This is a genomic window from Pseudomonas fuscovaginae SE-1, from assembly GCF_000364705.1.
Lineage (GTDB): Bacteria > Pseudomonadota > Gammaproteobacteria > Pseudomonadales > Pseudomonadaceae > Aquipseudomonas > Aquipseudomonas fuscovaginae_A.
Genome location: NZ_AQOH01000243.1, coordinates 1 through 26,440, shown reverse-complemented (window position 1 = coordinate 26,440; position 26,440 = coordinate 1). Strand labels below are relative to the sequence as shown.

The window sequence follows — 26,440 nt, the reverse complement described above, 5'->3', positions numbered from 1 at the left end:
TGCGTGTTCAGTCATGAACGGGTTCTCCGGACTTTTTGCTCTTGAACATGTCCAGCGCCAGCATCACCGCGCCCACGGTGATGGCGCTGTCGGCAAAGTTGAACGCCGGGAAGTACCAGCGGTTCTGCCAGTGCACGAGAATGAAGTCGATGACATGGCCCAGTGCCATGCGATCGTAGAGGTTGCCCAGCGCCCCACCCAACACCAGCGACAGGGCGATGGCCAGCCAGGTCTCGTTGCGCCCCAGGCGCTTGAGCCAGACCACCAGAACCGCGCTGACCACTACCGCGATCAGGGCGAACAGCCAGCGCTGCCAGCCGGAGCTTTCGGCCAGAAAACTGAAGGCCGCCCCGGTGTTGTAGGCCAGGGTCCAACTGAAATAGTCGGGAATGATCACGATCTGCTGGTACAGGGTCAGCGAGCTTTCGAAGTGGAACTTGCTGGCCTGGTCGATGACCAGGACCAGCACGCTCAACCACAGCCAGCCCAGGCGGCCGAAACGGCCGGCACCGGCATTAGGCATAGTGACGCACCTCGCCTTCGCCACTGATGTTGTCGACGCAACGACCGCAGATTTCCGGATGCTCCGGGTTCACCCCGACATCCTCGCGGCAGTGCCAGCAGCGGGCGCACTTGGCGTGGCCGGACTTGACCACCTTGAGCTTCAGGCCCGGCACCTCGGTGGCCACCGCATCCGCCGGGGCCAGCGCCAGCGGCGCGACCGTCGCGGTGGAGGTGATCAGCACGAAGCGCAGTTCGTTGCTCAGCTTGTCCAGGTCGGCGACCAGCGCCTTTTCGGCGAACAGGGTCACTTCGGCCTGCAGGTTGCCGCCCACCGCCTTCGCGGCACGCTGCACTTCCAGTTCCTTGTTGACCGCGACCTTGACCGCCATGACTCGCTCCCAGTACTCGCGACCCAGCTCGAAGCCTTCCGGCAGCTCGCTGAGACCTTCATACCAGGTGTTGAGCATCACCGATTCGTTGCGCTCGCCCGGCAGGTACTGCCACAGCTCGTCGGCGGTGAACGCCAGGATCGGCGCGATCCAGCGCACCAGTGCCTCGGAGATGTGGAACAGAGCGGTCTGGCAGGAGCGCCGGGCCTTGCTGTTGGCGCCGGTGGTGTACTGGCGGTCCTTGATGATATCGAGATAGAAGCCGCCCAATTCCTGCACGCAGAAATTGTGCACCTTGGAGTAGACGTTCCAGAAGCGGTACTCGCCGTAGTGAGCTTCCAGCTCGCGTTGCAGCAGCAGCGTGCGGTCCACGGCCCAGCGATCCAGGGCGAGCATCTCCTCGGCCGGGACGATATCGGTGGCCGGATTGAAGCCGCTCAGGTTGGAGAGCAGGAAGCGCGCGGTGTTGCGGATACGCCGGTAGGCGTCGGCGCTGCGCTGCAGGATCTGCTCGGAAACGGCCATCTCGCCCGAGTAGTCGGTCGAGGCGACCCACAGGCGCATGATGTCGGCGCCCAGGGTGTCGTTGACCTTCTGCGGCGCGATCACGTTGCCCAGGGACTTGGACATCTTGCGGCCGGCCTCGTCGACGGTGAAACCGTGGGTCAGCAGCTCGCGGTACGGCGCGTGGTTGTCGATGGCGCAGCCGGTCAGCAGCGACGAGTGGAACCAGCCGCGGTGCTGGTCGGAGCCTTCCAGGTAGAGGTCGGCACGCGGGCCGTTCTCATGACCGAACGGGTGCGAACCGCGCAGGACGTGCCAGTGGGTGGTCCCCGAGTCGAACCACACGTCGAGGGTGTCGCTGATCTTGTCGTACTGCGCGGCCTCGTCGCCCAGCAGCTCGGCGGCGTCCAGCTTGAACCAGGCCTCGATGCCTTCCTTCTCGACGCGCTGGGCCACCTGTTCCATCAGTTCGACGGTGCGCGGGTGCAGCTCGCCGCTTTCCTTGTCGAGGAAGAACGGGATCGGCACGCCCCAGTTGCGCTGGCGGGAGATGCACCAGTCCGGACGGTTGGCGATCATCGAGTGCAGGCGCGCCTGCCCCCAGGCCGGGACGAACCGGGTGTCCTCGATGGCCTTGAGCGAACGTTCGCGCAGGGTGTCGCCGGCTACCGGCGCCTTGTCCATGCCGATGAACCACTGCGCGGTGGCGCGGTAGATCAGCGGAGTCTTGTGGCGCCAGCAGTGCATGTAGCTGTGGCTGATGGTTTCGGTGTGCAGCAGCGCACCGACTTCATTCAGCTTTTCGATGATGGCCGGGTTGGCCTTGAAGATGAACTGGCCGCCGAAGAACTCCAGGGAGTCGACATACACGCCATTGCTCTGCACCGGCGTGAGGATGTCGTCGTTACCCATCCCATAGTGCTTGCAGCTCTTGAAGTCGTCCTCGCCGTAGGCCGGTGCGGAGTGAACCACGCCGGTACCGGCGCCCAGTTCGACATACTCGGCCAGATACAGAGGCGACAGGCGGTCATAGAACGGGTGACGGAAGTTGATCAGTTCCAGGGCCTGACCCTTGGCGACCGCCACCACCGAACCTTCCAGCTTGTAACGCGCCAGGCACGACTCGACCAGTTCCTCGGCCAGCACCAGCAGGCGCTCGCCCACATCCACCAGCGCGTAGTTGAATTCCGGATGGACGTTCAGCGCCTGGTTGGCCGGAATGGTCCATGGGGTAGTGGTCCAGATCACGATCGCGGCCGGCTTGGCCAGGGACGCCAGGCCGAACGCAGCGGCCAGCCTGTCCTGGTCGGCGACCGGGAAGGCCACGTCGATGGTCTGGGACTTCTTGTCCTGGTATTCGACCTCGGCTTCGGCCAGCGCCGAGCCGCAATCGAAGCACCAGTTCACCGGCTTGAGGCCCTTGAACACGAAGCCGCCCTTGACGATTTCGGCCAGGGCGCGGATTTCCCCGGCCTCGTTCTTGAAGTCCATGGTCTTGTAGGGGTTGGCGAAGTCGCCCAGCACGCCCAGGCGGATGAACTCGGACTTCTGCCCCTCGATCTGCTCGCTGGCATAGGCGCGGCAGAGTTCACGGGTCTTGTCCGCGCCCAGGTTCTTGCCGTGGGTCACTTCGACCTTGTGTTCGATCGGCAGGCCATGGCAGTCCCAACCCGGCACATAGGGGGCGTCGAAGCCGGCCAGGGTCTTGGAGCGGACGATCATGTCCTTGAGAATCTTGTTCAGCGCGTGACCGATGTGAATCGTGCCGTTGGCGTAGGGAGGACCGTCGTGAAGGATGAACTTCGGACGATCCTTGCCAATCTCGCGCAACTTCCCGTACAGGCCAATGCTGTCCCAGCGCTGCAGAATCTGAGGTTCGCGCTGTGGCAGGCCGGCCTTCATCGGGAAGGCGGTGTCCGGGAGGTTAAGCGTGGCTTTGTAGTCGGTCATTTCAGGCTCTTTGTAAGCGGTGAACCCTGCCAATGGGCACGGGCGGCGGCGACGTCCGCATTGATCGCCGTCTTGAGCGCCTCCAGGGAGGCGAATCGCTGCTCATCGCGCAGCTTGTGGTGGAAAACCACGGTCAAACGCCGGTTATACAGATCACCGGCAAAATCCAGCAGATGCACTTCCAGGTGGGCATTGCCATCACCTGCTACCGTGGGCCGCACGCCGATATTGGCGACACCCGGCCACGGCTGGCCGTCGATCTCGACACTGGCCAGGTAGACCCCGGTCAATGGCACGCGACGGCGCTTGAGCTGTACGTTGGCCGTTGGCGTGCCCAGTTGGCGCGCCAGTTTCTGCCCATGCAGCACCCGCCCGGCGATCCGGAACGGACGCCCCAGCAGGCGTTCGGCCAAGGGGAAATCGGCCGCCGCCAGGGCATTACGCACCTGAGTGCTGCTGACCCGCAGGCCATCGAGTTCGACGGTCTGTGCCGCCTCGACGGTAAAGCCACTGGCCTTGCCGGCCTGCAGCAGGAAATCGAAATCACCGGCACGGTCGCAGCCGAAACGGAAGTCGTCGCCGACTTCCAGGTGCTGTACGCCCAGGCCTTCGACCAGGATGGTGTCGACGAACTCGGCGGCGCTGAGCTTGCTCAGACGCTGGTTGAACGCCAGGCACAGTACCCGGTCGACACCTTCGGCAGCCAGCAGCTGCAGCTTGTCGCGCAAGCGCGCCAGGCGTGCCGGAGCCGTCCGCAGAGCAAAGAACTCGCGCGGTTGCGGCTCGAAAATCACCACGCAGCTGGGCACCCCCAGCTCACGCGCACGCTCGCGCAACCGCGCCAGGATAGCCTGGTGACCACGATGAACACCGTCAAAGTTGCCAATGGTGGCGACACAGCCCCGGTGCCGGGGGCGCAGGTTGTGAAGGCCTCGAACCAGCTGCATAACGCGCTTCTTGCTCATAAAGTGGTCGATTATAACCATACCCGGCCGAGCTTAGTACCCGTCATGCGTCGACATCCGCCACTGCGATTACATCAACGACTTGCGATTGAAATGCCGCAGGCGCAGGCCCATCAGCAGCAACATGCCGAAGTAGGCCACCACACCGGCCACCACCAGGGCGCCCAGGCGCAGGAAGCGTTCGAGCATGTGCCCCTGATCCCAGGCCGGCATCACGTGCATCAGCCCCAGCAGTACGGCCGACATCACACTCACGGCCACCACCAGCTTCAACAGGTACAGGCCCCAGCCCGCCTGGGCGACGAACAGTTTCTGCCGGCGCAACTGCCAGAACAGCAGCCCGGCATTGAGACAGGCACCACCGCTGATGGCCAACGCCAGCCCGGCATGGGCCAGCGGGCCGACCAGGACCAGGTTGAGCAACTGGGTCACCGTCAGGGTGAAGACCGCGATCTTCACCGGCGTGCGAATGTTCTGCTGGGCATAAAAGCCGGGCGCCAGCACCTTGATCATGATGATGCCCAGCAGACCGACCGAATAGGCGATCAGCGCCCGCTGGGTCATGGCCGCATCGAAGGCGCTGAACTGGCCGTACTGGAACAGCGACACCGTCAGTGGCTCGGAGAGGATCGCCAGCGCCAGGGAACACGGCAGCACCAGCACGAAGCACAGCCGCAAGCCCCAGTCGAGAATCCGCGAGTACTCGTGGCGGTCCTTGTTGGCATAGGTCTTGGACAGGATCGGCAGCAGGATCGTGCCGAGCGCCACCCCGAGCACGCCGGAAGGCAACTCCATCAGGCGATCGGCGTAGTACATCCATGAGACCGAGCCGGCAACGAGGAACGAGGCGAAGATCGTGTTGATGATCAGCGAGATCTGACTGACCGACACCCCGAGGATCGCCGGCAGCATCTGCTTCATCACCCGCCACACGCCACTGTCGCGCAGATTGACCCGCGGCAACACCAGCATGCCGATTTTCTTCAGGTGCGGCAGTTGATAGAGCAACTGCGCCAGGCCACCGGCCAGCACCGCCCAGCCGAGCGCCATCACCGGCGGATCGAAGTACGGCGTCAGGAACAGGGCAAAGATGATCATGCTGATATTCAGCAGGGTCGGCACGAAGGCCGGGACCGAGAAACGGTTCCACGTGTTGAGGATCGCCCCGGCCAGGGACGACAGCGAGATCAGCAATATATAAGGAAAGGTCACCCGCAGCAGGTCGGAGGTCAGCCTGAACTTCTCCGGCGTATCGGCGAACCCGGGCGCAGTCGCCCAGATCACCCACGGCGCGGCGAGCATGCCCAATGCGGTCACCAGCGCCAGCACCAGGGTCAGCAGACCGCTGACATAAGCGATGAAGGTACGGGTCGCCTCCTCGCCCTTCTGGCTTTTGTACTCGGCCAGGATCGGCACGAACGCCTGGGAGAATGCGCCTTCGGCGAAGATCCGCCGCAGCAGGTTGGGCAATTTGAAGGCGATGAAGAAGGCATCGGTCGCCATCCCGGCACCAAAGGCCCGGGCCAGGATAGTGTCGCGCACGAAACCCAGCACCCGGGAAAGCATCGTGATGGAACTGACGGCAGCCAACGACTTGAGCAGATTCATTGAAAAATAGTGCGCCCTTGGATGAAGAAGCAGGCGAATATGGCGCCCGACTGTGCGATACTCCGCGCCGCAACAGCACAGAGCCAAAGCTCGCGAGTTTACAGGTCGTACGCTGGAAAGAAACATCCGGCGCTCCACATCTACCACTCGGCGGAGCGCATCGTTCGCCCTTGACAAGACTTCAACTCATCGGCATGATTCGCGGCCTATTTTGTTTGCTATTCCCTAAAAAGTCTTTCGAGGAGCTCGACGGTGGCCAACTCACCTTCCGCCAAAAAACGTGCTAAACAGGCTGAGAAGCGTCGCAGCCACAACGCCAGCCTGCGTTCCATGGTTCGTACCTACATCAAGAACGTAGTGAAAGCCATCGACGCAAAAGACGCCGCCAAAGCACAAGCCGCCTACGTTCTGGCCGTGCCTGTTATCGACCGCATGGCCGACAAGGGCATCATCCACAAGAACAAGGCCGCTCGTCATAAGAGCCGTCTGAATGGCCACATCAAGGCCCTGGCTGTTGCTGCCTAAGCGACCAGCCTGCTGAAAAACCGACCCAAGGGTCGGTTTTTTATTGCCTGCCTGCAGGAGCCGGGCTTGCCCGCGAAGCTTTTAACGATCTGAAGATCCCTTTCGCAGGCAAGCCTCACCCCTATAAAAAGGCGGCGCACACCAAGATGCGCACCGCCTCGAATCCTACTGATTCGGCCACGGCAGAATCGGAATCGCCGTCACCGCATTCTGCGGACTGCCCTCGATCAGACGATCGCTATAGACCAGGTAAACCAGGGTATTGCGCTTCTTGTCGAGGAAGCGCACCACCTGCATGGTCTTGAACACCAGCGAAGTGCGCTCCTTGAATACCTCATCGCCATCCTTGAGCTCACCACTGAAGCGGATCGGCCCGACCTGACGACAGGCGATCGACGCCTCGGCACGATCCTCCGCCAAGCCCAGACCACCCTTCAGGCCGCCGGTCTTGGCCCGCGACAGATAACAGGTCACACCTTCGACCTTTGGATCATCGAACGCCTCGACCACGATCCGGTCATTCGGCCCGACGAACTTGAACACCGTCGACACCTGGCCGATTTCCTCGGCCGACGCCAGCAACGGCAACGCCAGCAGCAACCCGAACAACCCTTTTGCCAAACCCATGGCCACTTTCCTCGAATCCATCACACCAGAATAAGATTGTCACGGTGAACCAGCTCCGGCTCCGCCATGTAGCCCAACAGGCCCACGATGGAGTCAGATGACTGCCCAATGATCTTCTGCGCCTCAAGCGCACTGTAGTTGGCCAGTCCGCGAGCAATTTCGCGACCGTCCGGCGCCACACACACCACCATTTCACCGCGACGGAAGCTGCCCTGGACCAGCTTGACCCCGACCGGCAACAGACTCTTGTGATCACGCGCCAACGCATTCACCGCCCCCTCGTCGAGCACCAGAGTGCCACGAGTCTGCAGATGACCGGCCAGCCATTGCTTGCGCGCCGCCAGCATGCCGCGCTCCGGCGACAACAGGGTACCGATGCGTTCACCCGCCTTGAGCCGATCCAATACCCGCTCCAGACGACCACCCACGATGATGGTATGCGCCCCCGAACGCGCCGCCAGACGCGCCGCGCGCAGCTTGGTCTGCATACCGCCACGCCCCAGCGCACCACCGGTACCACCCGCCACCGCATCCAGCGTCGGATCATCGGCACGCGCTTCATAGATCAACTGGGCATCGGGATTGTTGCGCGGGTCGGCATCGAACATGCCGTCGCGATCCGTCAGGATCACCAGCAGATCAGCCTCCACCAGATTGGCGACCAGCGCCGCCAGCGTATCGTTGTCACCGAAACGAATTTCATCGGTGACCACCGTGTCGTTCTCGTTGATCACCGGAATGACCTTGAGCTCCACCAGCGCCCGCAAGGTACTGCGCGCATTGAGGTAACGCTTGCGGTCGGACAGGTCGTCATGGGTCAGCAGGATCTGCGCGGTATGGCGACCATGCTCGGCAAAGCTCGACTCCCAGGCCTGCACCAGCCCCATCTGGCCGATCGCCGCCGCGGCCTGCAATTCATGCATGGCACTCGGTCGAGCAGTCCAGCCAAGCCGGCTCATGCCCGCCGCGACCGCGCCGGACGACACCAGCACCAGCTCCACGCCAGCCTCGTGCAAGGCCACCATCTGCTCAACCCAGACACCCATTGCCGTGCGATCCAGGCCCTTGCCGTCCGCTGTCAGCAGTGCGCTGCCGATCTTCACGACCCAACGCCGCGCACCTGTCACCTTGCTCCGCATGATCTTCCAACCCTTGCCAGCAGGCAGCGCAACCGGGCGCTACCCACGCGATTATGTGATTTACGTGTTACGGATACCAAAACGCCGCTCTGGGAGCGGCGTTCTAGTTTACCGAATGAATCAGTCGCGGACGTAAATGATTTCCGGGCCATCTTCATCATCGACATCTTCTTCGTCCCAGTCATCGTCGCCGATGTCGTGAACGCTCTTGACGCCGCTGCGACGCAGGGCACGCTGGTCATCCAGCGCCTGCAACTGGGCCCGCGCCTCGTCCTCGATCCGCTGGTCGAGCTCGCGCAACTCGTCGGCATAGGCCGGGTCGCTGGCCAGGCGATCGAGACGATCCTCCAGGTAGCGCATGATGTCACGCGTCAGACGCTCGGTACCCTCGCTGGCGATCGCCGAGATCACGTAGACCGGACCGGTCCACTGCAGACGATCGACCACTTCCTTGACCCGCGCCTCATGCTCCTCCTCGAGGATCTGGTCGCACTTGTTCAGCACCAGCCAGCGATCACGCTCCACCAGCGACGGACTGAAGCGCGCCAGCTCGTTGACGATCACTTCAGCCGCATCCGCGGCACTGCTTTCATCCAACGGCGCCATGTCGACGAGATGCAGCAGCAGACGAGTACGCGCCAGGTGCTTGAGGAAGCGAATCCCCAGGCCGGCACCCTCGGAGGCCCCCTCGATCAAGCCCGGAATGTCGGCGATGACGAAGCTTTTCCAACGATCGACACTGACCACGCCCAGGTTCGGCACCAGCGTGGTGAACGGATAGTCCGCCACTTTCGGACGAGCGGCCGACACCGAACGAATGAAAGTACTCTTGCCGGCATTCGGCAAGCCCAGCAGACCGACGTCGGCCAGCACCTTCATTTCCAGCTTGAGGTCACGCTGCTCGCCCGGCTTGCCCGGCGTGGTCTGGCGCGGCGCGCGGTTGGTACTGGACTTGAAGCGGGTGTTGCCCAGGCCATGCCAGCCACCATGAGCCACCAGCAGGCGCTGGCCGTGCTTGACCAGGTCGCCGATGACCTCCTGGGTCGCGGAATCGATCACCGTGGTGCCAACCGGTACGCGCAGGTCCAGATCATCACCTTTCTTGCCGGTGCAGTCGGTGCTGCCACCGTTCGAACCACGCTCGGCCTCGAAGTGCCGGGTATAGCGGTAATCCACCAGGGTATTGAGGTTTTCGTCGGCGATCATGTAGACCGAGCCGCCATCGCCACCATCACCGCCGTTGGGACCACCCTTCTCGATAAACTTTTCCCGACGAAAACTCATGCAACCGTTGCCGCCGTCGCCAGCCTTCACCCGAATCGATACTTCATCAACAAACTTCATAACACGCCTCTCGTCACCGGGACGAGCCGATGGAAATCAAGACATAAGACTCTTGCAAAGATGAGCGTAGCGCCACCTATCCACCCATGAAACCAGCGCACGGCTCACACGAACAGCTTTGCAAGAGACTCACCCCACAAACGAAAAAGCCCCGTCGCAAGACAGGGCTTCTCCAGCATTGCCGCGATTAAGCTGCGACGACGCTCACGTAACGACGACCGAAGGCGCCTTTTACTTCGAACTTGATCACGCCTTCGACTTTAGCGAACAGGGTGTGATCCTTACCCATGCCAACGCCATAACCGGCGTGGAATTGGGTGCCGCGCTGACGCACGATGATGTTGCCCGCTTTGATAGCCTGGCCGCCGTACATCTTCACGCCAAGTCGTTTGGCTTCTGAGTCGCGACCGTTACGGGTACTACCACCAGCTTTTTTGTGTGCCATGAGTTCAATACTCCAAAAAGGGGATTAGGCGAATTAAGCCTGAATACCGGTGATTTTGATCTCGGTGTACCACTGACGGTGACCCATGCGCTTCATGTGGTGCTTACGACGGCGGAACTTGATGATGCGGACCTTGTCGTGACGGCCTTGGGAAACCACTTCAGCCGAAACGGTAGCGCCAGCAACCACTGGAGCACCGATGTTCACGTCGTCGCCATTGGCAACCAACAGAACGCGATCAAAGGTAACGGATTCGCCGGTGGCGACTTCCAGTTTTTCAATCTTCAGGTATTCACCTGGGGCGACTTTGTACTGCTTGCCGCCGGTAACGATTACTGCGTAAGACATGGTATTTCTCCGATAATCCTGCTCACCCAGCGCTTAATAGGTAAAGGTATTGGCTGGCATGGCTGCATGGGGCTGGAACGGCCCAAGTGCAATTGCGTAAGGCAGGTGCTGCCCAGGAAGTTCAGGGTGCGCGATTGTACGCAAGCCACAGAATCCTTGCAAGTGGCAGGGTCTGGCGCCTTGACAGGCCGTACCCCCCGCCCTAGCATGCCGCGCAACCCCTATGGAGCGACTCTGGCTGATGCAACCCCAAGCTTTCTACCGCGCGGTGGCGGACGACTTTAGCGCCGTCGACGGCATCATCAAGAAGCAGCTGACTTCCCGGGTACCGCTGGTCTCGAAAATCGGTGACTACATTACCTCGGCCGGGGGCAAGCGCCTGCGTCCTTTATTGGTACTGCTGTGTGGCAAGGCACTCGGCCGCGAAGGCGAGGACCTGCGGCTGCTGGCGGCAACCATCGAATTCCTGCACACCGCCACCCTGTTGCATGACGATGTGGTCGACATGTCCGGCATGCGCCGCGGCCGCTCGACCGCCAACGCCATGTGGGGCAACGCACCCAGCGTCCTGGTCGGTGACTTCCTGTACTCGCGCTCCTTCGAGATGATGGTCGAACTCGGCTCGATGCCGGTGATGAAGATCCTCTCCCAGGCCACCCGCATCATCGCCGAAGGCGAAGTGCTGCAACTGTCCAAGGTCCGCGACGCCAGCACCACCGAAGAAACCTATATGGAAGTCATCCGCGGCAAGACCGCGATGCTCTTCGAGGCCTCGACCCATAGCGCCGCCGCCCTGTGCGGCGCGACAGCGGAACAGGCCGAGGCCCTGCGTACCTTTGGCGACCACCTGGGCGTGGCCTTCCAACTGGTCGACGACCTGCTGGACTACAAGGGCGACGCCGAAACCCTGGGCAAGAACGTCGGCGACGACCTGGCCGAAGGCAAGCCTACCCTGCCGCTGATCTACACCATGCGCGAAGGTACGCCGGAACAGGCCGCCCTGGTCCGCCAGGCGATCCAGAAAGGCGGGATCGAGGACCTGGAGAGTATCCGCGTTGCCGTGGAAGCCTCCGGCTCCCTGCAATACACCGCCCAGTTGGCCCGTGACTACGTGGCCCGCGCCATCGCCTGCCTGGAAGCCCTGCCTGCCAGCGAGTACCGCGACGCGCTGGTCGAGCTGAGCGAATTCGCCATCGCCCGCACCCACTAAAAGACGACATCCCACTTGCAGGAGCAACCTGCCCGCGAATGACGCCTTGAGGCCGCCAAAAGCTTCGCGGCCAGGCCTCGCTCCTACAAGCGTCCGCATCGCCCGCCCGCTCGCTGACAAAACCCTATATAATGTGCGCTTTTAGCCTTCCCAGAACCTGAGGAGCCCTAGTGAGCACGTTGCCACCCTGCCCCAAATGCAATTCCGAATTCACCTACGAAGATGGCGTCCAACTGGTCTGCCCGGAGTGCGCCCATGAGTGGTCCGCCAACGGCGAAGCCGAGGCGGCGTCCGACGACAACGTGAAGAAGGACTCCGTGGGCAACATCCTCCAGGACGGCGACACCATCACCGTGATCAAGGACCTCAAGGTCAAGGGCACCTCCCTGGTGGTCAAGGTCGGCACCAAGGTCAAGAACATCCGCTTGTGCGACGGCGACCACGACATCGACTGCAAGATCGACGGCATCGGCCCGATGAAGCTCAAGTCGGAATTCGTCAGGAAAGCCTGAGGAAATACCGCGCTGGCGATACCCCCCTGTCGCCAGCAGCCCCGCCCCTGCCACAAGCATCTGCCTGCCCCCTTCGTCCCTCCCTGTCGTTGATTTCAGACAAATTCCCCCACAGAAAAACCAGGAATCCATCAATAGGCACTTGCTATTCTTTGAATAAGAATTATTCTCATTGCAACCCATCAAGGAGATGAGACCATGACTTATTTGATCGATGCCTGGCTGGACCGCCCACACCCTTACCTGCGCATCCTGCATCGGGAAACGGGTGAAGTCTGTGCGGTACTGGAGGAAGAAGCGCTGCATGAGCTGCAGGACCAGGGCGACCTGGATGTCAGCGGGTTGAGTTCCAGCGAACCGCTGGTGCTCAAGGAAATGGTGCGCAACCTGTTCCTGTTCTGCTACGCCCGGGCATTGCGCCCGACGGCGGACCTGAATGCCAGGATCCAGTTGTGACACGCATGTGCTTTACGTGGGAGCCGGCTTGCTGGCGATTGCAGCCTGTCATTCAGCCAATTGACTGCCTGACACCCCGCGATCGCCAGCAGTCGACGCTTCCACGGCACGGCCTACCAGGTGACCCCGTGAAAGCCGACCGATGATCATTACAGAACGGCGAGCAGCTCGACGTCGAATACCAGCACACTGTGCGGCGGGATGCTGCCAACGCCCTGGGCGCCGTAGGCCAGTTCGCTCGGCACGTACAGGCGCCACTTGCTGCCGGCGTTCATCAGTTGCAGGGCCTCGGTCCAACCGGCGATAACGCCGCCGACCGGGAATTCGGCAGGTTGGCCACGCTCGTAGGAGCTGTCGAACACGCTGCCGTCGATCAGGGTGCCGTGGTAGTGGGTACGCACGGTGTCCTCACGGGTCGGCTTGGCGCCGTCACCTTGAGTCAGCACTTCGAACTGCAGGCCCGAAGCCAGTGTGGTGATACCGTCACGCTTGGCGTTTTCAGCCAGGAATGCCAGACCGGCACCGGCTGCGGCCTCAGCCTTGGCCGCTGCTTCGGCCTGCATGATTTCACGGATGACCTTGAAGCTGGCGGACAGTTCTGCCTGGCCCACACGGCTTGGCTGGCCGTTGAAGGCGTCGGTCAGACCGGCCAGGATCGCGTCCAGGCTGACGCCTGGTGGCGGGTTGTCGCGCAGCTGGTCACCCAGCTGACGGCCAATGCCGTAGCTGACGCGGGTTTCGTCGGTGGACAGATTTACTTCGGACATCATACTGCTCCGCTGTGGGACTGCTCCGGAACATACCCTGAAAACACGGCATCTCCCCTCGCGCCCGGAACCAAAAAGGGCAGGCAGACTAGCACAGAAGCACTCGCGGTTAGCAGCCTCCGGTAGCCTGCACGGCTAATTCGCCGACTCACGGCCACCCGTCCGGAAACGACACCGCCCGTGCGTTTCACAACGAACGGGCGGCGCGAGTCGGCGGAGCAGCCGGGGATCAGTGCTTGGTCACCTTGTCCAGGTAACCCATGGCGAACGCCGAAACCACAAATGTCATGTGGATGATCACATACCACTGCAGATGCACCGGATCGACATTCTTGGCATCCATGAACACCCGCAGCAGGTGGATCGATGAGATCGCCACGATGGACGCCGCCACTTTCATTTTCAACGAAGTGGAGTCCATCTTGCCCAGCCAGCTGAGCTTTTCCTTGTCGTCGGAAATATCCAGCTGGGAAACGAAGTTCTCGTAGCCGGACATCATCACCATCACCAGCAGGCCGCCCACCAGCGCCATGTCGATCATCGACAGCAGCACCAGAATCAGCTCGGACTCGGCCATGGAAAACACGTTGGGAATGACATGAAACACTTCCTGGAAGAATTTCAGGGCCAGTGCCAGCAAGCCCAGGGACAAGCCGAAGTAGATCGGCGCCAACAGCCAGCGCGATGCATACATCGCATTTTCGATAAACCGTTCCATGAATCTCACATATCGCCTGAAAATGTCCGCGAGTATACCAGCGCCTAAACCCGAGAGAAAAAGCCCGCGTCCACACACCTCGTTCAACGGCAGGACAGCTGCGTCCGTGCAATTTTCTGCTAGTGTCGGCATCAATGACATCGCGCGTGTACTGTGGACAGGAAACTGAACAATGGATTTGCGACGCCCCCTGGGCTGCCTCGGACTCTCGGTCGCTCTGCTGCTGAACGCTTGCTCGCCCCACGACAAGCCGCCACAGGCCAGCCTTGAGGAACGGACCGCACAGTTCGAGAAAACCCTGGACAGCATTCAGGACCCCAAGCTCAAGGACGCCGTGGCGGACCTCGGCGGCTCGTTGCTGCTGCTCGAGCGGGCCCGCCTGCGCCTGCGCGACAGACCGATCGAGACCGAGTACGCTGACGATGCCCTGGCGCTGCTCAAGCACTACGCGACCCCGCAGGCCCTGGCCGAGACCTACATCGACGGGCTGTTCGTGCTGCGCAAGAGATCCAGCTCCGACTACCTGACCGATCTGCAGCCGATCTTCCCGTTCAGCTTCAACTACCCGACCGAGTTCCCCTTCCCCCACGCGTTGGAATGGCAGTCGGTGACCCTCAGCAACAAGGAGGTGATCCCCTTCCAGCCCGAGTGGTCGGAAACCGATCCCGGTATCCAGTTGAGCCCGTCCAGCGCCAACCTGACCAACCCGGATGACCTGACCATCAGCTACCCCTATATCGAGGGGCTGGAGATCGACAACAGCAAGCAGCCGCAGCCCGTCACCCTGCATGGCAAGATCGAGGTGATCGCTCCCCGCCGGATCGTGAGCTTCAGCCTGACCGGCAAGGACATCGGCAAGCGCCAGGTCCAGGGCAACATCAGCCTGACCCTGGTGTCCCTCGACAGGAACAATGCCGAAATCGAACTGAGCAACAGCGCGCCGCAAGCCCCACAACTCGGCGATACCCCCTTGAACCCGCTGATCGTCCAGGCCCGGGACAAGACCGGACAATTCCTCTCACGCTCGGGTTCGATCAACGAGAACGCTGCCCAGCTCGCCTTCTATCAGAAGCAACTGGACGAAATGCTCCGGCAGAAGAGCTGGAGCGAGGAATTCGAGAAAAAACTCGACGACGAACAGAAAGCCTTCCAAGCCGGCCAGCCCAACCGTTACACCCGCGTGTACTTCAATGGCCTGGTCGACAGGCTCGAAATCAGCGTGATGGATTTCTCCGATGCGGTGGTCAACCGCAAGGACCTGGACCTGCCGGTGCGCCAATTCGACAACACCACCGGCAAGGACATCCAGCCGCTGCCGATGCCGGTGGTGGTCTACGACGACCAGGCCGCCAACTACCTCAAGGACGCCAACCTCGATGCCGAACGCCTGAAGAAAAGCGTCAGCATCAGCCAGTCGGTCGAGGATGCCAGCGCCGCGCGCATCGAGTTCGATCACCCCAGGACCTTCAACGACGAACTGCTCGGCACCTCCTTCAGCCTCGGCGACAGCCCGGTGACCTTTTTCGCCGAAGACGAACGGGGCAAGCGCGGCGAGCCACTGGAACTGCCCAAGGAAGCCTTCGAAGTCGACCCGATGGAAGGCTCGATCACCTATGATCTCAACCTGTTTCCGGAAACACCGGCCTACGCCATCGGCTCGATCCCGCTGTTCCTCGCCAACATCCAGAAGAACAGCCTTGATGTCCACCGGTTGCCCAAGGGCCTGGAGCTACGCGGCAATGCCCTGGTGGTCGACCAGAAACAGTTCCCCGCCGAGGCCTGGCGCTTTTATGCCAAGGACGACAGCGGCAACTACCTGAAAGAGATTCTCACCAGCCACCACGACGAAAAAGCCGGCTCGGCGCCGGCTTATGAGGTGCATTACTTCTATGGCCAGCCCACGCAACTGGAAAGCTATCAGCGCACCGAGCTGCAGACCGTCGAGTACGGCTTCGAGGTCAAGCTCGACAAGGTCCAGAACAACGAACCGGCCGAATGATTGCTCAATGCAGTTGTCGGCCGCGCTCGCCGTTGATCTGCCGTAGCTGCGCCTGCAGATGCAGCCGCCAGATCTGCGGCTCCTCGGCCAACTGGTAGCCGTGCAGGGTCAGGCTTTCGACGATCGAGTCGAGGATGGATTCGGCGACGAAGGGGCCATGGAACGGGCCCTGGGACTTGATCGCGGAGGGTTGCTCACCGGCCATTCCAGCGGCGAACAGCAGGGTCCACATGCCGTTATCCCCGGCAAGTGGGCGAATGACACATTCGATGCGGGTGACCAGACCCAGACATTGGCGGGTGAGACACAGGCTGCGCGACATGACGGCGACCCTCGGTAGATCCTGTCTTCAGACCCCGATGGAGCCTGTATCGTTCCAGTGACTACAGTGGATGTCCTTACCCAGAGAATAGAATAAATCCAGGCAGGACAAGAGCCTGGAGGACAAACGGACACCTTTTCGCAAAACGTCAAACTCTTGACCCAAGCTCGTGCGAAGCAGGCGCCCTTGAGGGCGCCAGAAAAGCTTCGCGGGCAAGCGGAGCGCCGCCCGGCCGGCTCCCACAGTGACCGCGCCAGGATCTTACCCTGTGGGTGCAGGATTTACCGAGGCGTCGGACCGCCGCGAATGGGCCCTCCAGTCTCGCACCAGACCATAGCCCCCCACAGGAAACCGGCTGCTACGCGCCCGTCAGGACGGCTTGACCTCCGCCAACGCCTGCTCGGCGGCCTCTTTCTCGGCCTCCTTGAGATCGTCCTCGCTGATCAATTCGGCAATCGCCCGCAGGCGTTCCACCACTCGCGCGTTGACGCTGCCTTCCGGGAACTGGCCATCGGCGTCCGGTTCACCGGCAGGTTCGCCCACCAACAGGCTCAGTGCCTCATCGGCCTGACGCACCGCATACACATGGAACATCCCGGCCCGCACCGCCTGCAATACCTTCTCGTCGAGCATCAGCGTCGCGACGTTGGCCTGCGGGATGATCGCGCCCTGCTCGCCGGTCAGGCCACGGGCCTCGCAGAGCCGGAAGAAGCCCTCGATCTTCTCGTTGACCCCACCGACCGCCTGCACCTCGCCGAACTGGTTGATCGAGCCGGTAATGGCAAAACACTGCTTGAGCGGTGTCTTCGACAGGGCTGAAATCAGCGTACAGGCCTCGCCGAGGGACGCGCTGTCGCCGTCGACATAACCGTAGGACTGCTCCAGGGCGATGCTCGCTGAGATCGCCAAGGGAAACTCCTGGGCATACCGGCTACCCAGGTAGCCGGTGAGAATCATTACCCCCTTGGAGTGAATCGGCTGGCCAAGGTTCACCTCGCGCTCGATATCGACGATACCGCTGCCCCCCGGATAGACCGTGGCGGAAATCCGCGCCGGCACGCCAAACGCCGAATCGCCGACTTCCAGCACCGTCAGCCCGTTGCACTTGCCGACCGCGGCCCCGTCGGTATCGATCAGGATGATACCGGCCAGCATGTCGTCGAGAATCCGCGCCGACACCCGGCCAGTGCGCGTCGCCTTGGCCTTCAGCGCCCGTTCGATATGCCCGGCATCGGTGCGCTCGTCACCGGCCAGGTGACGGATGAAATCCGCCTCGCTGACCAGTTGGAACAGATCGCCGATGCGCGCCGACAAGCGCCCCTGGTGCTCGGCCAGCCGCGCGCTGTAGGTGGCCAGGCGCGCCACCGCATCGGCGGTCAGCGGCGCCATGCCCTCTTCCGAGGTACGGGTCTTGAGCAACTGGGCGAACTGCTCCAGGCTCTCGTCGACCATGGGAATGTCTTCGTCGAAGTCCACCAGCACGCGGAACATCTCCTGGAAGTCCGGGTCCAGGTCCTGCAGCGTGTAGTACAGATGGCGCGCGCCGATGATGATGACCTTGAGCTGCAGCGGAATCATCTGCGGCGTCAGAGTCACGGTCGCCAGGCGCCCCAGCTCGCCCAACGGCGACTCCATCTTCAGCTTGCGCGACTGCAAGGCACGCTTGAGGGCATCCCAGACGAACGGCTCGCTGAGCATCTTCTCGGCTTCGAGGATCAGGAAGCCGCCATTGGCCCGATGCAGCGCACCCGGGCGCAATTGCCGGTAGGTGGTGTACAGCGCCCCCTGGTCGGTGCTGTATTCGATCCGACCGAACAGGTTGTCGTAGGTCGGATGCGGTTCGAACACCACCGGTGCGCCACCGCTGGCCGGATGACCGACCACCAGGCTCGGGGCATACTGCTCCTCGAGCAACTTGCGCGCCACGGCGTCGGTCTTGCTGTCATCCACCAACTGTTCGACCACGGTGCGCAGCAGGTTGACCTGCATGGCCTGCAGATAACCGCAGACCGCCGCGTTTTCCGCATACTTTTCCGACAGTGGTGCCAGCAGCGGCTGCAGCGTCAGGGTGATGGTTTCCTCGTTCAACTGGCGCAACTGATTGCTCGACTCACGCTTCCACTGCGGCAGGCTGGCCAGTTCCTCGTTGAGGCGTTCCTCGAGTTCGGCGATATCGTTGTGGAAACGCTCGCGCTCGGCCTCCGGCAATTGGGAGAACTCCGCCTCGTCGAGGGCCTTGCCGTCGCTCATCGGCGTGAACGCGATATTGCTGCTGTCGCGGTACAGCGCGACTTCCTTTTCCAGCGCCAGGCGTTCGATCACGTCGAGGGCGCGGTCATAACGCTGGTTGAAGGCACGGTCGATGCCGCTCTTTTTCTGCTGGTAGGACGGGTGCTCGAAAACCGCCGGAAAGGTCGCCAGCAGGTTGTCGATCAGGCCACCGATATCGCTGATGAAGGCACCGGCCTCGCCCGCAGGCAGCTCCAGCGCCCGCGGCTCGCGCGGCTCATCGAAATTGTTGACATAGACCCAGTCCGAAGGGGTCTGCAGGCGTTTGCCCTCGGCCTTCAGGTAACGTTTGACGAACGAGAAGCGGCCGGTTCCCGGCTCGCCCATGACGAATACGTTGTAACCGGGGCGTGGCATCGCCACACCGAACTGCAACGCTTCGACCGCACGTTCCTGGCCGAGCACACCGCGAAAAGGCTCCAGATCATTGGTGGTGGAGAAGCTGAACTGTTCAGCGGAAAAAGGGCGAGTCAGCGCTTCGGGCGCAAGACGCAGGCTGGCAGCAACAGAATCAGACATCGGGCTTCCTTACATCAGGCGGGGCGGATAAGGCATTCTGGCGCTGGCCGCACCCGGCTGGCAAGGCAACAGACAGGTGAATCCTGCGGGGAAGGCAAAAGCCCTCGGAACCTGCCTACGCGCCATACACCTCAATATTCAAGCAAAAAATCACGGAACCCTTGGAACGTGCCTAAACTCCAACGTGCGCGGCCGGAGAGATAACCGGCCCACCGGCGCTGGCACAGGCCGGCTCCTTGTTTTGGCATGCACATAAAGAGAACAAAGCTATGAAACGGATTCTTCTCGGTACTCTCTTCACCGTTGTCTCGATCCAGGCCATGGCCCAGGCGCCAGGTGGCCCGGATTGCGGTTGGGGCAACATGCTGTTCAAAGGCCAGCGCGGTACCCCGGCGCACTTCCTGGCCTCCACCACCAACGGCACCTCCGGTAACGCCACCTTCGGCATGACCTCCGGGACCAACGGCTGTTCGACCAAGGACGCGCTGACCTATGGCGGCAAATCCTGGATCGCCATGAATGGCATGATGAACGAACTGTCGGAAGACATGGCCAAGGGCCAAGGCGAAGCCCTGACCACCTACGCCGTGGTACTCGGCGTGGCACCGGAAGATCGTGCGCATTTCGCCGCCGTGACCCACGAGCACTTCCAGCAGATCTTCAACAAGGCCGACGTGACCGCCGACGACGTGCATACCAACACCCTGGCCGTTCTCAAGAACGACCCACGCCTGGCCAAGTACGCCACCCAGGCCTGAGCTTGACCCGCCCGCCCCTCGGGGCGGGCATTCCCTGCCCGACCCGGACAACAGTTGCCCACCATGCTCAAACGCCTTGCCTATCTGGCGCTCTGTGCCTGCACTCCGCTCCAGGCCGCTTCACACCTCGACGATCAACGTTTGCAGCAACTGGCCAACGATCCCTTCTGGATATCCCTGGGCCACTACGAACACGCCAAGCTCGGCGGCTGGCGCAGCTATGTCAGCGACAGCAAGTTCTTTCTCGCCACCGATGGCGCCCATCATCCCGATGCGGAGCTGAAGGCCACCGTCACCGCACTCTACGCACCGGCCAGCGCCGGCAACCAGCACGCCCAGTGCGTCTACCCGGCACGCACGCGCTGGCTCAAGGCGCAATTGCAACTCAAGAACCTGCCGACACCGGACTGCTCGGAATTCAACCAGTGGTTCAAGGATGTCTCGCCCCACAGCACGGTGATGATCTTTCCCGCGGCCTACCTGAACAGCCCGTCGTCGATGTTCGGTCACACCCTGCTGCGAATCGACCAGGCCGACGTGCAGCGTGACCAGACCTCGCTGCTCAGCTACGCGATCAACTTCGGCGCCTATATCGAAGGCTCGGACAACAGCATTCTCTATGCCTGGAAGGGCCTGATGGGCGGCTATCCGGGGCTGTTCGCCCTGGTGCCCTACCAGGAAAAGCTTTCCGAATACCGCAGTCTGGAAAACCGCGACCTGTGGGAGTACCGGCTGAACCTGACCCCGGAAGAAACCGCGCGCATGGTCGAACACGTCTGGGAGCTGAAGCAGGTCCAGTTCGACTACTTCTTCTTCGATGAAAACTGCTCCTACCGCCTGCTGGAACTGTTGCAGGTCGCCCGCCCCAGCCTGCGCCTCACCGGGCAGTTCCCGCTGACAGCGATCCCCACCGACACCGTGAAGGCGGTCAAGGCGGCGGGCCTGGTGGAGAAGGTCGACTACCGCCCGTCCCGCGAACGCGAGTTGCTGGAGCGGGCCAAGCCGCTGGACCCGGAGGAACAGCAGTGGGTACTTCAAGTCAGCGCCGACCAGAACGCTCTGCAGGACCCGGCCTTCAAGGCCCAGCCACGTGATCGCCAGGCGCTGATCATCGACGCCGCCTACCGGCTCGAGCGCTACCGGGCCAACGGCCAGGAACGCGACCCGGTGCGTGCGCAACGCAGCTTCGAGCTACTGCGGGCGATCAACCGCAACCCGGCGCCGGAGTTGCAGATCACCCCGCCGGGGCTGCCGGAAAACGGCCATGAATCACGTACCTGGCAGGCCGGGCTCGGCACCCGCGGCAGCCAGGCCTTCGGCGAATACGGCCTGCGCATGGCCTACCACGACCTGAACGACAACGCCGAAAGTTTTCCGCTCGGTGCCCAGATCGAAATCCTGCAGATGAAACTGCGCCAGTACGAGGGCAACCACTGGCAACTGCAACGACTGGACCTGGCGACCATCCGTTCGCTGACGCCGCGCAATGCACTGCTGCAGCCGTGGTCCTGGCAAGTCACCGGAGGCCTGGAGCGGGTGCCCGGCAAGCATGACGACCAGACCCTGGTCAGCCACGTCAACGGCGGCGCCGGTGGCACCTGGCAGTTGAGCGACGACCTGCTCGGCTTTGCCCTGGGCACCGTGCGCCTGGAGCACAATGCCGATTTCGCCGCCTTCGTCTCGCCAGCCAGTGGTTTCAATACCGGCCTGCTGTGGAAAAACCCGCTGGGCAATCTGAGCCTGGAGGCCAAGGGCGACTACTTCACCAACGGTGAAGTGCGCCGCAGCCTGAGCCTCAACCAGCAATGGGAACTGTCGCGCAACCTCGGTCTGCGCCTGAGCGCCCAACGTGAATTCAGCAAACTGGCTTCAGCGGAAAATGAAGTGATGCTCGAGGTGAAGTGGTATCACTATTGATCGTACTCAAGTCGGGCCCGCGGCAGGGCGGGCCACGATGTTTCTCCAGATCAGTGACACAGGTCCTGGGTGCGCGCGGGGTCATGATAGCGATCGCGATCGCGCTCCAATGCCTGCTCCAGCAGACGCTGGCAATGTTGCTGATCGCGCCTGATCATATTATCGATGCTGATGTTGCCGACGCTCTCCGGCGGCGACCGCTCCTCGAAGCGAATATTCACTGCCGGTAGCTCGGGCTGCAGCTTGAACAGGCTGGGAGGTTCTTCGGCGGGTTTGCTGGCTGGCTCCTTCACGGTAGCAGCGGGTAAATCCTCCACGGTCATGCCATAACGGCTCAACAGGGAACTCTCGGGCAGGGGCTCACCCATGGCAACGCAGGCCGACAAGGTCAGGCCGACACCCATGCCATGGGCTTTGAAACAACTCATACACACTCTCTTTCTTTGACGACAACCGTCCCCGCACACGGGCGCGGGGCTGAAACACCCGGCGCAGAGCGCTCGAAACGCTACTGACCGACATCGCATGATAACGACCTGCACCCGGAAAATTTACCCATCGGCGGCATAAACCGCTCAAGCGCAACGGATTGACGACAGCGCCTTCACCTCCCACTCACAAAGAACGACCTACACTCAAAGACGGGCGAATCAAGCGATCAGGGTGTCGGAAATGTGGCGTTGGCTGTTGTTGGGCGTGGTGATCACATTCGCCGGTTGCGAGTCGACCCACGACCATCTGCTCATGCAAGGCTATCCACCGGCCTTCGCCGACGGTTTTGACGACGGTTGCAGCAGCGGCCGACAAGCGGCCGGAGCGATCACCGGCCAATTCAGGAAAAACGTGCCCCGCTACCTCCAGCAGCATGAGTACGCCACCGGCTGGGACGACGGTTTCCGCCAGTGCCAGGCCATGCGCGAGAACGAGGATCGCGAGGCCTACAGGGACCGCCACTGGGACGAACGCGAGCGGGCCTGGCAGCAGGAAAAGGACCGCGACGCGGCACGGGCCTACCGTTCGCAGTAGGTCGCTTTCGGACAACCGTGAGTTTTCGGATCCTGCGAGCATGGTGCCCATGCCATCCAGGGGAGAACGCCATGAGTCGCGCCTTCGTCAATGAAGACAGCGCCGCCGCCCAAGCCAGCCAGCCGGTTGAGCGCCAGGTCAGCACGCAACCCAACTACGTCACCCCGGCGGGCCTGGCCCAGTTGCAGGCGCGTGTCGCCGACCTGCAAGCCGAACATGCCCAGCAGGGCGCCTTGGGTGAACAGGCCGACAAGCAGCGCCTGGCCGACATCGAACGTGACCTGCGCTATTTCCACCAGCGCCTGGCCAGCGCCCAGCTCGCCGCGCCGGCGACTTCCAGCGAAGTGGTGCAGATTGGCAGCCAGGTGACCTTCATCGATGAACAGGAGCAGCAACAGCAGGTGCAACTGGTGGGGGAAGACCAGGCCGACTACGCCAGCGGCCTGATCAACTGGGCCTCGCCCCTGGGACGGGCGCTGCTGGGCGCCCGCCTCGGCGATGAAGTGCTGTGGAAACGTCCGGCCGGCGACCAGATGATCGAGATCACCCGGATCGACCCGGCCTAGTGTCGGTCAGACCACGCCCTGGGCCAGCATCGCTTCGGCGACCTTGACGAAACCGGCGATATTCGCGCCCTTGACGTAGTTGACCCGGCCATTCTCCTCGCCGTAGTGCACGCAGGCATGGTGGATCGACTGCATGATGCCGTGCAGCTTGCTGTCGACCTCACCGGCGGTCCACAGCAGGCGCATGGCGTTCTGCGACATTTCCAGGCCGCTGACCGCCACGCCACCGGCATTCGAAGCCTTGCCCGGGGCGAACAGGGTGCCGGCCTCGATAAAGATATCCACAGCCTCCAGGGTGGTCGGCATGTTCGCGCCTTCGGCCACGCAGATGCAGCCGTTGCACAGCAGAGTCCGGGCGGCCTCGGCATCCAGCTCGTTCTGGGTCGCACAGGGCAGCGCGATGTCGCAGCTCAGGTTCCATGGGTGCTCACCGGCCAGGAACTCCAGGCCGAAACGTTGCGCCAGCTCGCTGATCCGCCCGCGCTGGACGTTCTTCAGGTCCATCAGCGCCTGCCATTGCTCTTCGCTCAAGCCCGCCTCGCAGTACAGCGTGCCTTCGGAGTCGGACAGCGAGATCACCTTGCCGCCCAGGTCCATGACCTTGCGCGCCGCGTACTGGGCGACGTTGCCGGAACCGGAGATCGCCGCCCGCTTGCCTTCGACGCGGTCGCCGTTGCGCTTGAGCATTTCCTCGGCGAAGTACACGCAACCGAAGCCGGTGGCTTCCGGACGGATCAGGCTGCCGCCGTAGCTCATGCCCTTGCCGGTCAGCACCGAAGTGAACTGGTTGGCCAGGCGCTTGTACTGCCCGAAGAGGAAGCCGATCTCGCGGGCTCCGACGCCGATGTCACCGGCCGGCACATCCAAGTCTGCACCGATGTGGCGATACAGCTCGCTCATGAACGCCTGGCAGAAGCGCATGACTTCCGCGTCGCTCTTGCCCTTGGGATCGAAGTCCGAGCCACCCTTGCCGCCGCCCATCGGCAGCGAGGTCAGGGCGTTCTTGAAGCTCTGCTCGAAAGCGAGGAACTTCAGCACGCCGAGGTTCACCGACGGATGGAAGCGCAAGCCGCCCTTGTACGGGCCGATGGCGCTGTTCATCTGGATGCGGAAGCCACGATTGACCTGAACCTTGCCCTGATCGTCGACCCACGACACGCGAAACGTGATGGCCCGTTCCGGCTCACACAGACGCTCGAGGATGCCCGAGCTCAGGTAGTGCGGATTGGCCTCCAGAAAAGGCCACAGGCTGCGCAGAACCTCCTCCACCGCCTGGTGGAATTCCGGTTGGTCCGGATCGCGTTTTTTCAGACGGGCAAGGAAGTGGTCGACTGATTCGATCATGGGGAAGGGTCTCGTCAATGAGTTGTCGTTTTCAATAAGTCGACCCGGACTTTAGCAACTGATCTGGCACTATAACAGTGCAAAATGTCGCACTTATGAATTTAAATGGTGCTTTTTATGTAAGTTCGTAAGAAAAACAGGCCCTGAAAGCACCAAAAAAAAGCATAAAACCACTACGACGCACCAAGGCGGAAACAGCGCAAAGGCGCACATAAAAAAACGGAGCCCGAGGGCTCCGCTTTTTTCCACCACCGGCCCGATCAGGCCAGTTTCTTGTGCCGCACGCGATGCGGCTGGGCCGCCGCGTCGCCGAGGCGCTTCTTGCGATCGGCTTCGTACTCGGTGTAGTTGCCTTCGAAGAACACCGCTTGCGAATCGTCCTCGTAGGCCAGGATGTGGGTGGCCACGCGGTCCAGGAACCAACGGTCGTGGGAGATCACGATGGCCGCGCCAGGGAAGTCCAGCAGGGCTTCTTCCAGGGAACGCAGGGTCTCGACGTCGAGGTCGTTGGACGGTTCGTCGAGCAGCAGGACGTTGCCGCCCTCCTTCAGGGTCAGGGCCAGATGCAGGCGACCGCGCTCACCACCGGACAGGTCCTTGACGAACTTCTGCTGGTCGCCGCCCTTGAAGTTGAAGCGACCGACGTAGGTGCGCGAGGGGATCTCGTAGTTGCCGATGCGGATCTGGTCGGAACCGTCGGAGATCTGCTGGAACACGGTCTTGCTGCCGTCCAGGTCCTCGCGACTCTGGTCGACACAGGCCAGTTGTACGGTTTCGCCGATCTCGATGGTGCCCGAGTCCGGGGTTTCCTTGCCCATGATCATACGGAACAGTGTCGATTTACCGGCACCGTTACCCCCGATCACACCGACGATTGCGCCCTTGGGCATGCTGAACGACAGGTTGTCGATCAGAACGCGATCACCGTAACCCTTGGTGACGTTCTTGAATTCGATGACCTTGTCACCCAGGCGTGGGCCGGCCGGGATGTAGATCTCGTTGGTCTCGCTGCGCTTCTGGAATTCCTGCGACTGCATTTCCTCGAAGCGCTGCAGACGGGCCTTGGATTTCGACTGGCGTGCCTTGGCGCCCTTGCGCACCCACTCCAGTTCTTCCTTCATGGCCTTCTCGTGAGCCGACTGCTGCTTGGACTCCTGGGCCAGACGCTCGGACTTGGCCTCCAGCCAGCCCGAGTAGTTGCCTTCGTACGGAATACCGGCGCCGCGGTCGAGTTCGAGAATCCAGCCGGCGACGTTGTCCAGGAAGTAACGGTCGTGGGTGATCGCCACCACGGTACCCGGGAAGTCGTGCAGGAAGTGCTCCAGCCAGGCGACGGAGTCGGCGTCCAGGTGGTTGGTCGGTTCGTCGAGCAGCAGCATGTCCGGGGCCGACAGCAGCAAGCGGCACAGGGCCACGCGACGCTTCTCGCCACCGGACAGGTGTTCGACACGGGCATCCCAGGCCGGCAGGCGCAGCGCATCGGCGGCGACTTCCAGCTGGCGCTCCAGATTGTGGCCATCGCTGGCCTGCAGGATCGCTTCCAGCCTGGCCTGTTCGGCGGCCAGCTTGTCGAAGTCGGCATCCGGCTCGGCGTAGGCGGCGTAGACCTCGTCCAGGCGGGTCTGGGCATCCTTGATCACGCTGACCGCTTCCTCGACCACTTCGCGCACGCTCTTGGTCGGATCCAGT

General features: G+C 62.2%; 25 protein-coding genes. 9 read left to right on the top strand and 16 right to left on the bottom strand.

Going from position 1 to position 26,440, the window contains the following annotated elements:
• Positions 1 to 7: 7 nt before the first annotated feature.
• From lspA to murJ, 4 genes are all read right to left on the bottom strand, one after another.
• Positions 8 to 523 carry a signal peptidase II gene (lspA, locus tag K675_RS0120775; protein ID WP_017905402.1) on the bottom strand — a complete coding sequence of 172 codons (516 nt, stop codon included), beginning with the start codon at positions 521 to 523 and terminating at the stop codon, positions 8 to 10.
• Positions 516 to 3,347 (bottom strand): isoleucine--tRNA ligase, encoded by a 2,832-nt coding sequence (ileS, locus tag K675_RS0120770; RefSeq protein ID WP_017905401.1) that lies wholly within the window; start codon positions 3,345 to 3,347, stop codon positions 516 to 518. Before ileS ends, lspA begins: the two co-directional genes overlap by 8 nt.
• Positions 3,344 to 4,294 (bottom strand): bifunctional riboflavin kinase/FAD synthetase, encoded by a 951-nt coding sequence (gene ribF, locus K675_RS0120765; protein WP_017905400.1) that lies wholly within the window; start codon positions 4,292 to 4,294, stop codon positions 3,344 to 3,346. Before ribF ends, ileS begins: the two co-directional genes overlap by 4 nt.
• 87 nt (positions 4,295 to 4,381) lie before the next feature.
• Positions 4,382 to 5,920, bottom strand: coding sequence for a murein biosynthesis integral membrane protein MurJ (gene murJ, locus K675_RS0120760; protein WP_017905399.1), 1,539 nt, complete (start codon positions 5,918 to 5,920; stop codon positions 4,382 to 4,384).
• A gap of 252 nt (positions 5,921 to 6,172) precedes the next feature.
• Between murJ and rpsT the strand changes: the two genes are divergently transcribed.
• Positions 6,173 to 6,445, top strand: a complete 273-nt coding sequence (rpsT, locus tag K675_RS0120755) for a 30S ribosomal protein S20 (protein WP_010451812.1) — start codon at positions 6,173 to 6,175, stop codon at positions 6,443 to 6,445.
• Positions 6,446 to 6,610: 165 nt separating this feature from the next.
• Here rpsT and K675_RS0120750 read toward each other — a convergent pair whose 3' ends face one another.
• The 5 genes from K675_RS0120750 to rplU form a co-directional block, all read right to left on the bottom strand.
• Positions 6,611 to 7,072, bottom strand: a complete 462-nt coding sequence (locus tag K675_RS0120750) for a CreA family protein (protein WP_017905398.1) — start codon at positions 7,070 to 7,072, stop codon at positions 6,611 to 6,613.
• Positions 7,073 to 7,092: 20 nt separating this feature from the next.
• Entirely contained in the window at positions 7,093 to 8,211 is a 1,119-nt protein-coding gene (gene proB, locus K675_RS0120745) for a glutamate 5-kinase (RefSeq protein WP_017905397.1), read from the bottom strand.
• 120 nt (positions 8,212 to 8,331) lie between these two features.
• On the bottom strand, positions 8,332 to 9,555 hold the full coding sequence (gene cgtA / locus K675_RS0120740; protein ID WP_017905396.1) for an Obg family GTPase CgtA: 1,224 nt from the start codon (positions 9,553 to 9,555) through the stop codon (positions 8,332 to 8,334).
• A gap of 187 nt (positions 9,556 to 9,742) precedes the next feature.
• Positions 9,743 to 10,000 (bottom strand): 50S ribosomal protein L27, encoded by a 258-nt coding sequence (gene rpmA, locus K675_RS0120735; protein WP_003281574.1) that lies wholly within the window; start codon positions 9,998 to 10,000, stop codon positions 9,743 to 9,745.
• A 33-nt stretch (positions 10,001 to 10,033) separates the two neighbouring features.
• Positions 10,034 to 10,348 (bottom strand): 50S ribosomal protein L21, encoded by a 315-nt coding sequence (gene rplU, locus K675_RS0120730; protein ID WP_017905394.1) that lies wholly within the window; start codon positions 10,346 to 10,348, stop codon positions 10,034 to 10,036.
• A gap of 241 nt (positions 10,349 to 10,589) precedes the next feature.
• Between rplU and K675_RS0120725 the strand changes: the two genes are divergently transcribed.
• The 3 genes from K675_RS0120725 to K675_RS0120715 all read left to right on the top strand — a co-directional run bounded on the left by K675_RS0120725 (position 10,590) and on the right by K675_RS0120715 (position 12,526).
• A complete protein-coding gene (locus tag K675_RS0120725) occupies positions 10,590 to 11,558 on the top strand; it encodes a polyprenyl synthetase family protein (RefSeq protein ID WP_017905393.1) in 969 nt (322 codons plus the stop codon).
• A 170-nt stretch (positions 11,559 to 11,728) separates the two neighbouring features.
• Positions 11,729 to 12,070: a zinc ribbon domain-containing protein YjdM gene (locus K675_RS0120720; RefSeq protein WP_017905392.1), complete on the top strand. Its 342-nt coding sequence runs from the start codon at positions 11,729 to 11,731 to the stop codon at positions 12,068 to 12,070.
• A gap of 198 nt (positions 12,071 to 12,268) precedes the next feature.
• Entirely contained in the window at positions 12,269 to 12,526 is a 258-nt protein-coding gene (locus tag K675_RS0120715; protein WP_017905391.1) for a hypothetical protein, read from the top strand.
• Between the two features lie 149 nt (positions 12,527 to 12,675).
• Here K675_RS0120715 and K675_RS0120710 read toward each other — a convergent pair whose 3' ends face one another.
• Together K675_RS0120710 and K675_RS0120705 are read right to left on the bottom strand one after the other, a co-directional pair.
• Positions 12,676 to 13,293 carry an FKBP-type peptidyl-prolyl cis-trans isomerase gene (locus K675_RS0120710; protein ID WP_017905390.1) on the bottom strand — a complete coding sequence of 206 codons (618 nt, stop codon included), beginning with the start codon at positions 13,291 to 13,293 and terminating at the stop codon, positions 12,676 to 12,678.
• A 229-nt stretch (positions 13,294 to 13,522) separates the two neighbouring features.
• On the bottom strand, positions 13,523 to 14,011 hold the full coding sequence (locus K675_RS0120705) for a TIGR00645 family protein (RefSeq protein WP_017905389.1): 489 nt from the start codon (positions 14,009 to 14,011) through the stop codon (positions 13,523 to 13,525).
• Between the two features lie 172 nt (positions 14,012 to 14,183).
• Here K675_RS0120705 and K675_RS0120700 point away from each other — a divergent pair, with 172 nt between their 5' ends.
• Positions 14,184 to 16,010, top strand: a complete 1,827-nt coding sequence (locus K675_RS0120700; protein ID WP_017905388.1) for a hypothetical protein — start codon at positions 14,184 to 14,186, stop codon at positions 16,008 to 16,010.
• A gap of 4 nt (positions 16,011 to 16,014) precedes the next feature.
• Here K675_RS0120700 and K675_RS0120695 read toward each other — a convergent pair whose 3' ends face one another.
• The gene (locus tag K675_RS0120695; RefSeq protein ID WP_017905387.1) at positions 16,015 to 16,332 is read right to left on the bottom strand and encodes a hypothetical protein; all 318 of its coding nucleotides are present in this window, start codon (positions 16,330 to 16,332) and stop codon (positions 16,015 to 16,017) included.
• A gap of 369 nt (positions 16,333 to 16,701) precedes the next feature.
• The gene (locus K675_RS0120690) at positions 16,702 to 19,140 is read right to left on the bottom strand and encodes a Lon protease family protein (RefSeq protein ID WP_017905386.1); all 2,439 of its coding nucleotides are present in this window, start codon (positions 19,138 to 19,140) and stop codon (positions 16,702 to 16,704) included.
• Positions 19,141 to 19,409: 269 nt separating this feature from the next.
• Here K675_RS0120690 and K675_RS0120685 point away from each other — a divergent pair, with 269 nt between their 5' ends.
• Both K675_RS0120685 and K675_RS0120680 read left to right on the top strand, forming a co-directional pair.
• Positions 19,410 to 19,898, top strand: coding sequence for a DUF3015 domain-containing protein (locus K675_RS0120685; protein WP_017905385.1), 489 nt, complete (start codon positions 19,410 to 19,412; stop codon positions 19,896 to 19,898).
• 63 nt (positions 19,899 to 19,961) lie between these two features.
• Positions 19,962 to 21,815 carry a DUF4105 domain-containing protein gene (locus K675_RS0120680; protein WP_017905384.1) on the top strand — a complete coding sequence of 618 codons (1,854 nt, stop codon included), beginning with the start codon at positions 19,962 to 19,964 and terminating at the stop codon, positions 21,813 to 21,815.
• A 50-nt stretch (positions 21,816 to 21,865) separates the two neighbouring features.
• On the opposite strand, the gene K675_RS0120675 is transcribed toward K675_RS0120680, so the two are convergent.
• A complete protein-coding gene (locus K675_RS0120675) occupies positions 21,866 to 22,243 on the bottom strand; it encodes a hypothetical protein (protein WP_017905383.1) in 378 nt (125 codons plus the stop codon).
• A 244-nt stretch (positions 22,244 to 22,487) separates the two neighbouring features.
• Here K675_RS0120675 and K675_RS0120670 point away from each other — a divergent pair, with 244 nt between their 5' ends.
• Together K675_RS0120670 and K675_RS0120665 are read left to right on the top strand one after the other, a co-directional pair.
• Positions 22,488 to 22,841 (top strand): hypothetical protein, encoded by a 354-nt coding sequence (locus K675_RS0120670; RefSeq protein ID WP_017905382.1) that lies wholly within the window; start codon positions 22,488 to 22,490, stop codon positions 22,839 to 22,841.
• A 71-nt stretch (positions 22,842 to 22,912) separates the two neighbouring features.
• Positions 22,913 to 23,407: a GreA/GreB family elongation factor gene (locus K675_RS0120665; RefSeq protein WP_017905381.1), complete on the top strand. Its 495-nt coding sequence runs from the start codon at positions 22,913 to 22,915 to the stop codon at positions 23,405 to 23,407.
• Between the two features lie 6 nt (positions 23,408 to 23,413).
• On the opposite strand, the gene gdhA is transcribed toward K675_RS0120665, so the two are convergent.
• Positions 23,414 to 24,751, bottom strand: a complete 1,338-nt coding sequence (gdhA, locus tag K675_RS0120660) for an NADP-specific glutamate dehydrogenase (protein ID WP_017905380.1) — start codon at positions 24,749 to 24,751, stop codon at positions 23,414 to 23,416.
• Between the two features lie 260 nt (positions 24,752 to 25,011).
• A partial coding sequence (gene ettA, locus K675_RS0120655) for an energy-dependent translational throttle protein EttA (protein WP_017905379.1) occupies positions 25,012 to 26,440 on the bottom strand: 1,429 nt, incomplete at its 5' end.

Excerpts from the sequence above, each read along its gene's own strand:
- K675_RS0120700 (WP_017905388.1), top strand. The coding sequence starts at position 14,184 with ATGGATTTGCGACGCCCCCTGGGCTGCCTCGGACTCTCGGTCGCTCTG.
- murJ (WP_017905399.1), bottom strand. The coding sequence starts at position 5,920 with ATGAATCTGCTCAAGTCGTTGGCTGCCGTCAGTTCCATCACGATGCTT.
- K675_RS0120750 (WP_017905398.1), bottom strand. The coding sequence starts at position 7,072 with ATGGGTTTGGCAAAAGGGTTGTTCGGGTTGCTGCTGGCGTTGCCGTTG.
- K675_RS0120680 (WP_017905384.1), top strand. The coding sequence starts at position 19,962 with ATGCTCAAACGCCTTGCCTATCTGGCGCTCTGTGCCTGCACTCCGCTC.
- lspA (WP_017905402.1), bottom strand. The coding sequence starts at position 523 with ATGCCTAATGCCGGTGCCGGCCGTTTCGGCCGCCTGGGCTGGCTGTGG.
- ribF (WP_017905400.1), bottom strand. The coding sequence starts at position 4,294 with ATGCAGCTGGTTCGAGGCCTTCACAACCTGCGCCCCCGGCACCGGGGC.
- K675_RS0120715 (WP_017905391.1), top strand. The coding sequence starts at position 12,269 with ATGACTTATTTGATCGATGCCTGGCTGGACCGCCCACACCCTTACCTG.
- ileS (WP_017905401.1), bottom strand. The coding sequence starts at position 3,347 with ATGACCGACTACAAAGCCACGCTTAACCTCCCGGACACCGCCTTCCCG.
- K675_RS0120690 (WP_017905386.1), bottom strand. The coding sequence starts at position 19,140 with ATGTCTGATTCTGTTGCTGCCAGCCTGCGTCTTGCGCCCGAAGCGCTG.
- rplU (WP_017905394.1), bottom strand. The coding sequence starts at position 10,348 with ATGTCTTACGCAGTAATCGTTACCGGCGGCAAGCAGTACAAAGTCGCC.
- K675_RS0120710 (WP_017905390.1), bottom strand. The coding sequence starts at position 13,293 with ATGTCCGAAGTAAATCTGTCCACCGACGAAACCCGCGTCAGCTACGGC.
- K675_RS0120685 (WP_017905385.1), top strand. The coding sequence starts at position 19,410 with ATGAAACGGATTCTTCTCGGTACTCTCTTCACCGTTGTCTCGATCCAG.
- cgtA (WP_017905396.1), bottom strand. The coding sequence starts at position 9,555 with ATGAAGTTTGTTGATGAAGTATCGATTCGGGTGAAGGCTGGCGACGGC.
- K675_RS0120695 (WP_017905387.1), bottom strand. The coding sequence starts at position 16,332 with ATGTCGCGCAGCCTGTGTCTCACCCGCCAATGTCTGGGTCTGGTCACC.
- K675_RS0120670 (WP_017905382.1), top strand. The coding sequence starts at position 22,488 with ATGTGGCGTTGGCTGTTGTTGGGCGTGGTGATCACATTCGCCGGTTGC.
- K675_RS0120705 (WP_017905389.1), bottom strand. The coding sequence starts at position 14,011 with ATGGAACGGTTTATCGAAAATGCGATGTATGCATCGCGCTGGCTGTTG.
- K675_RS0120665 (WP_017905381.1), top strand. The coding sequence starts at position 22,913 with ATGAGTCGCGCCTTCGTCAATGAAGACAGCGCCGCCGCCCAAGCCAGC.
- K675_RS0120675 (WP_017905383.1), bottom strand. The coding sequence starts at position 22,243 with ATGAGTTGTTTCAAAGCCCATGGCATGGGTGTCGGCCTGACCTTGTCG.
- K675_RS0120725 (WP_017905393.1), top strand. The coding sequence starts at position 10,590 with ATGCAACCCCAAGCTTTCTACCGCGCGGTGGCGGACGACTTTAGCGCC.
- proB (WP_017905397.1), bottom strand. The coding sequence starts at position 8,211 with ATGCGGAGCAAGGTGACAGGTGCGCGGCGTTGGGTCGTGAAGATCGGC.
- rpmA (WP_003281574.1), bottom strand. The coding sequence starts at position 10,000 with ATGGCACACAAAAAAGCTGGTGGTAGTACCCGTAACGGTCGCGACTCA.
- gdhA (WP_017905380.1), bottom strand. The coding sequence starts at position 24,751 with ATGATCGAATCAGTCGACCACTTCCTTGCCCGTCTGAAAAAACGCGAT.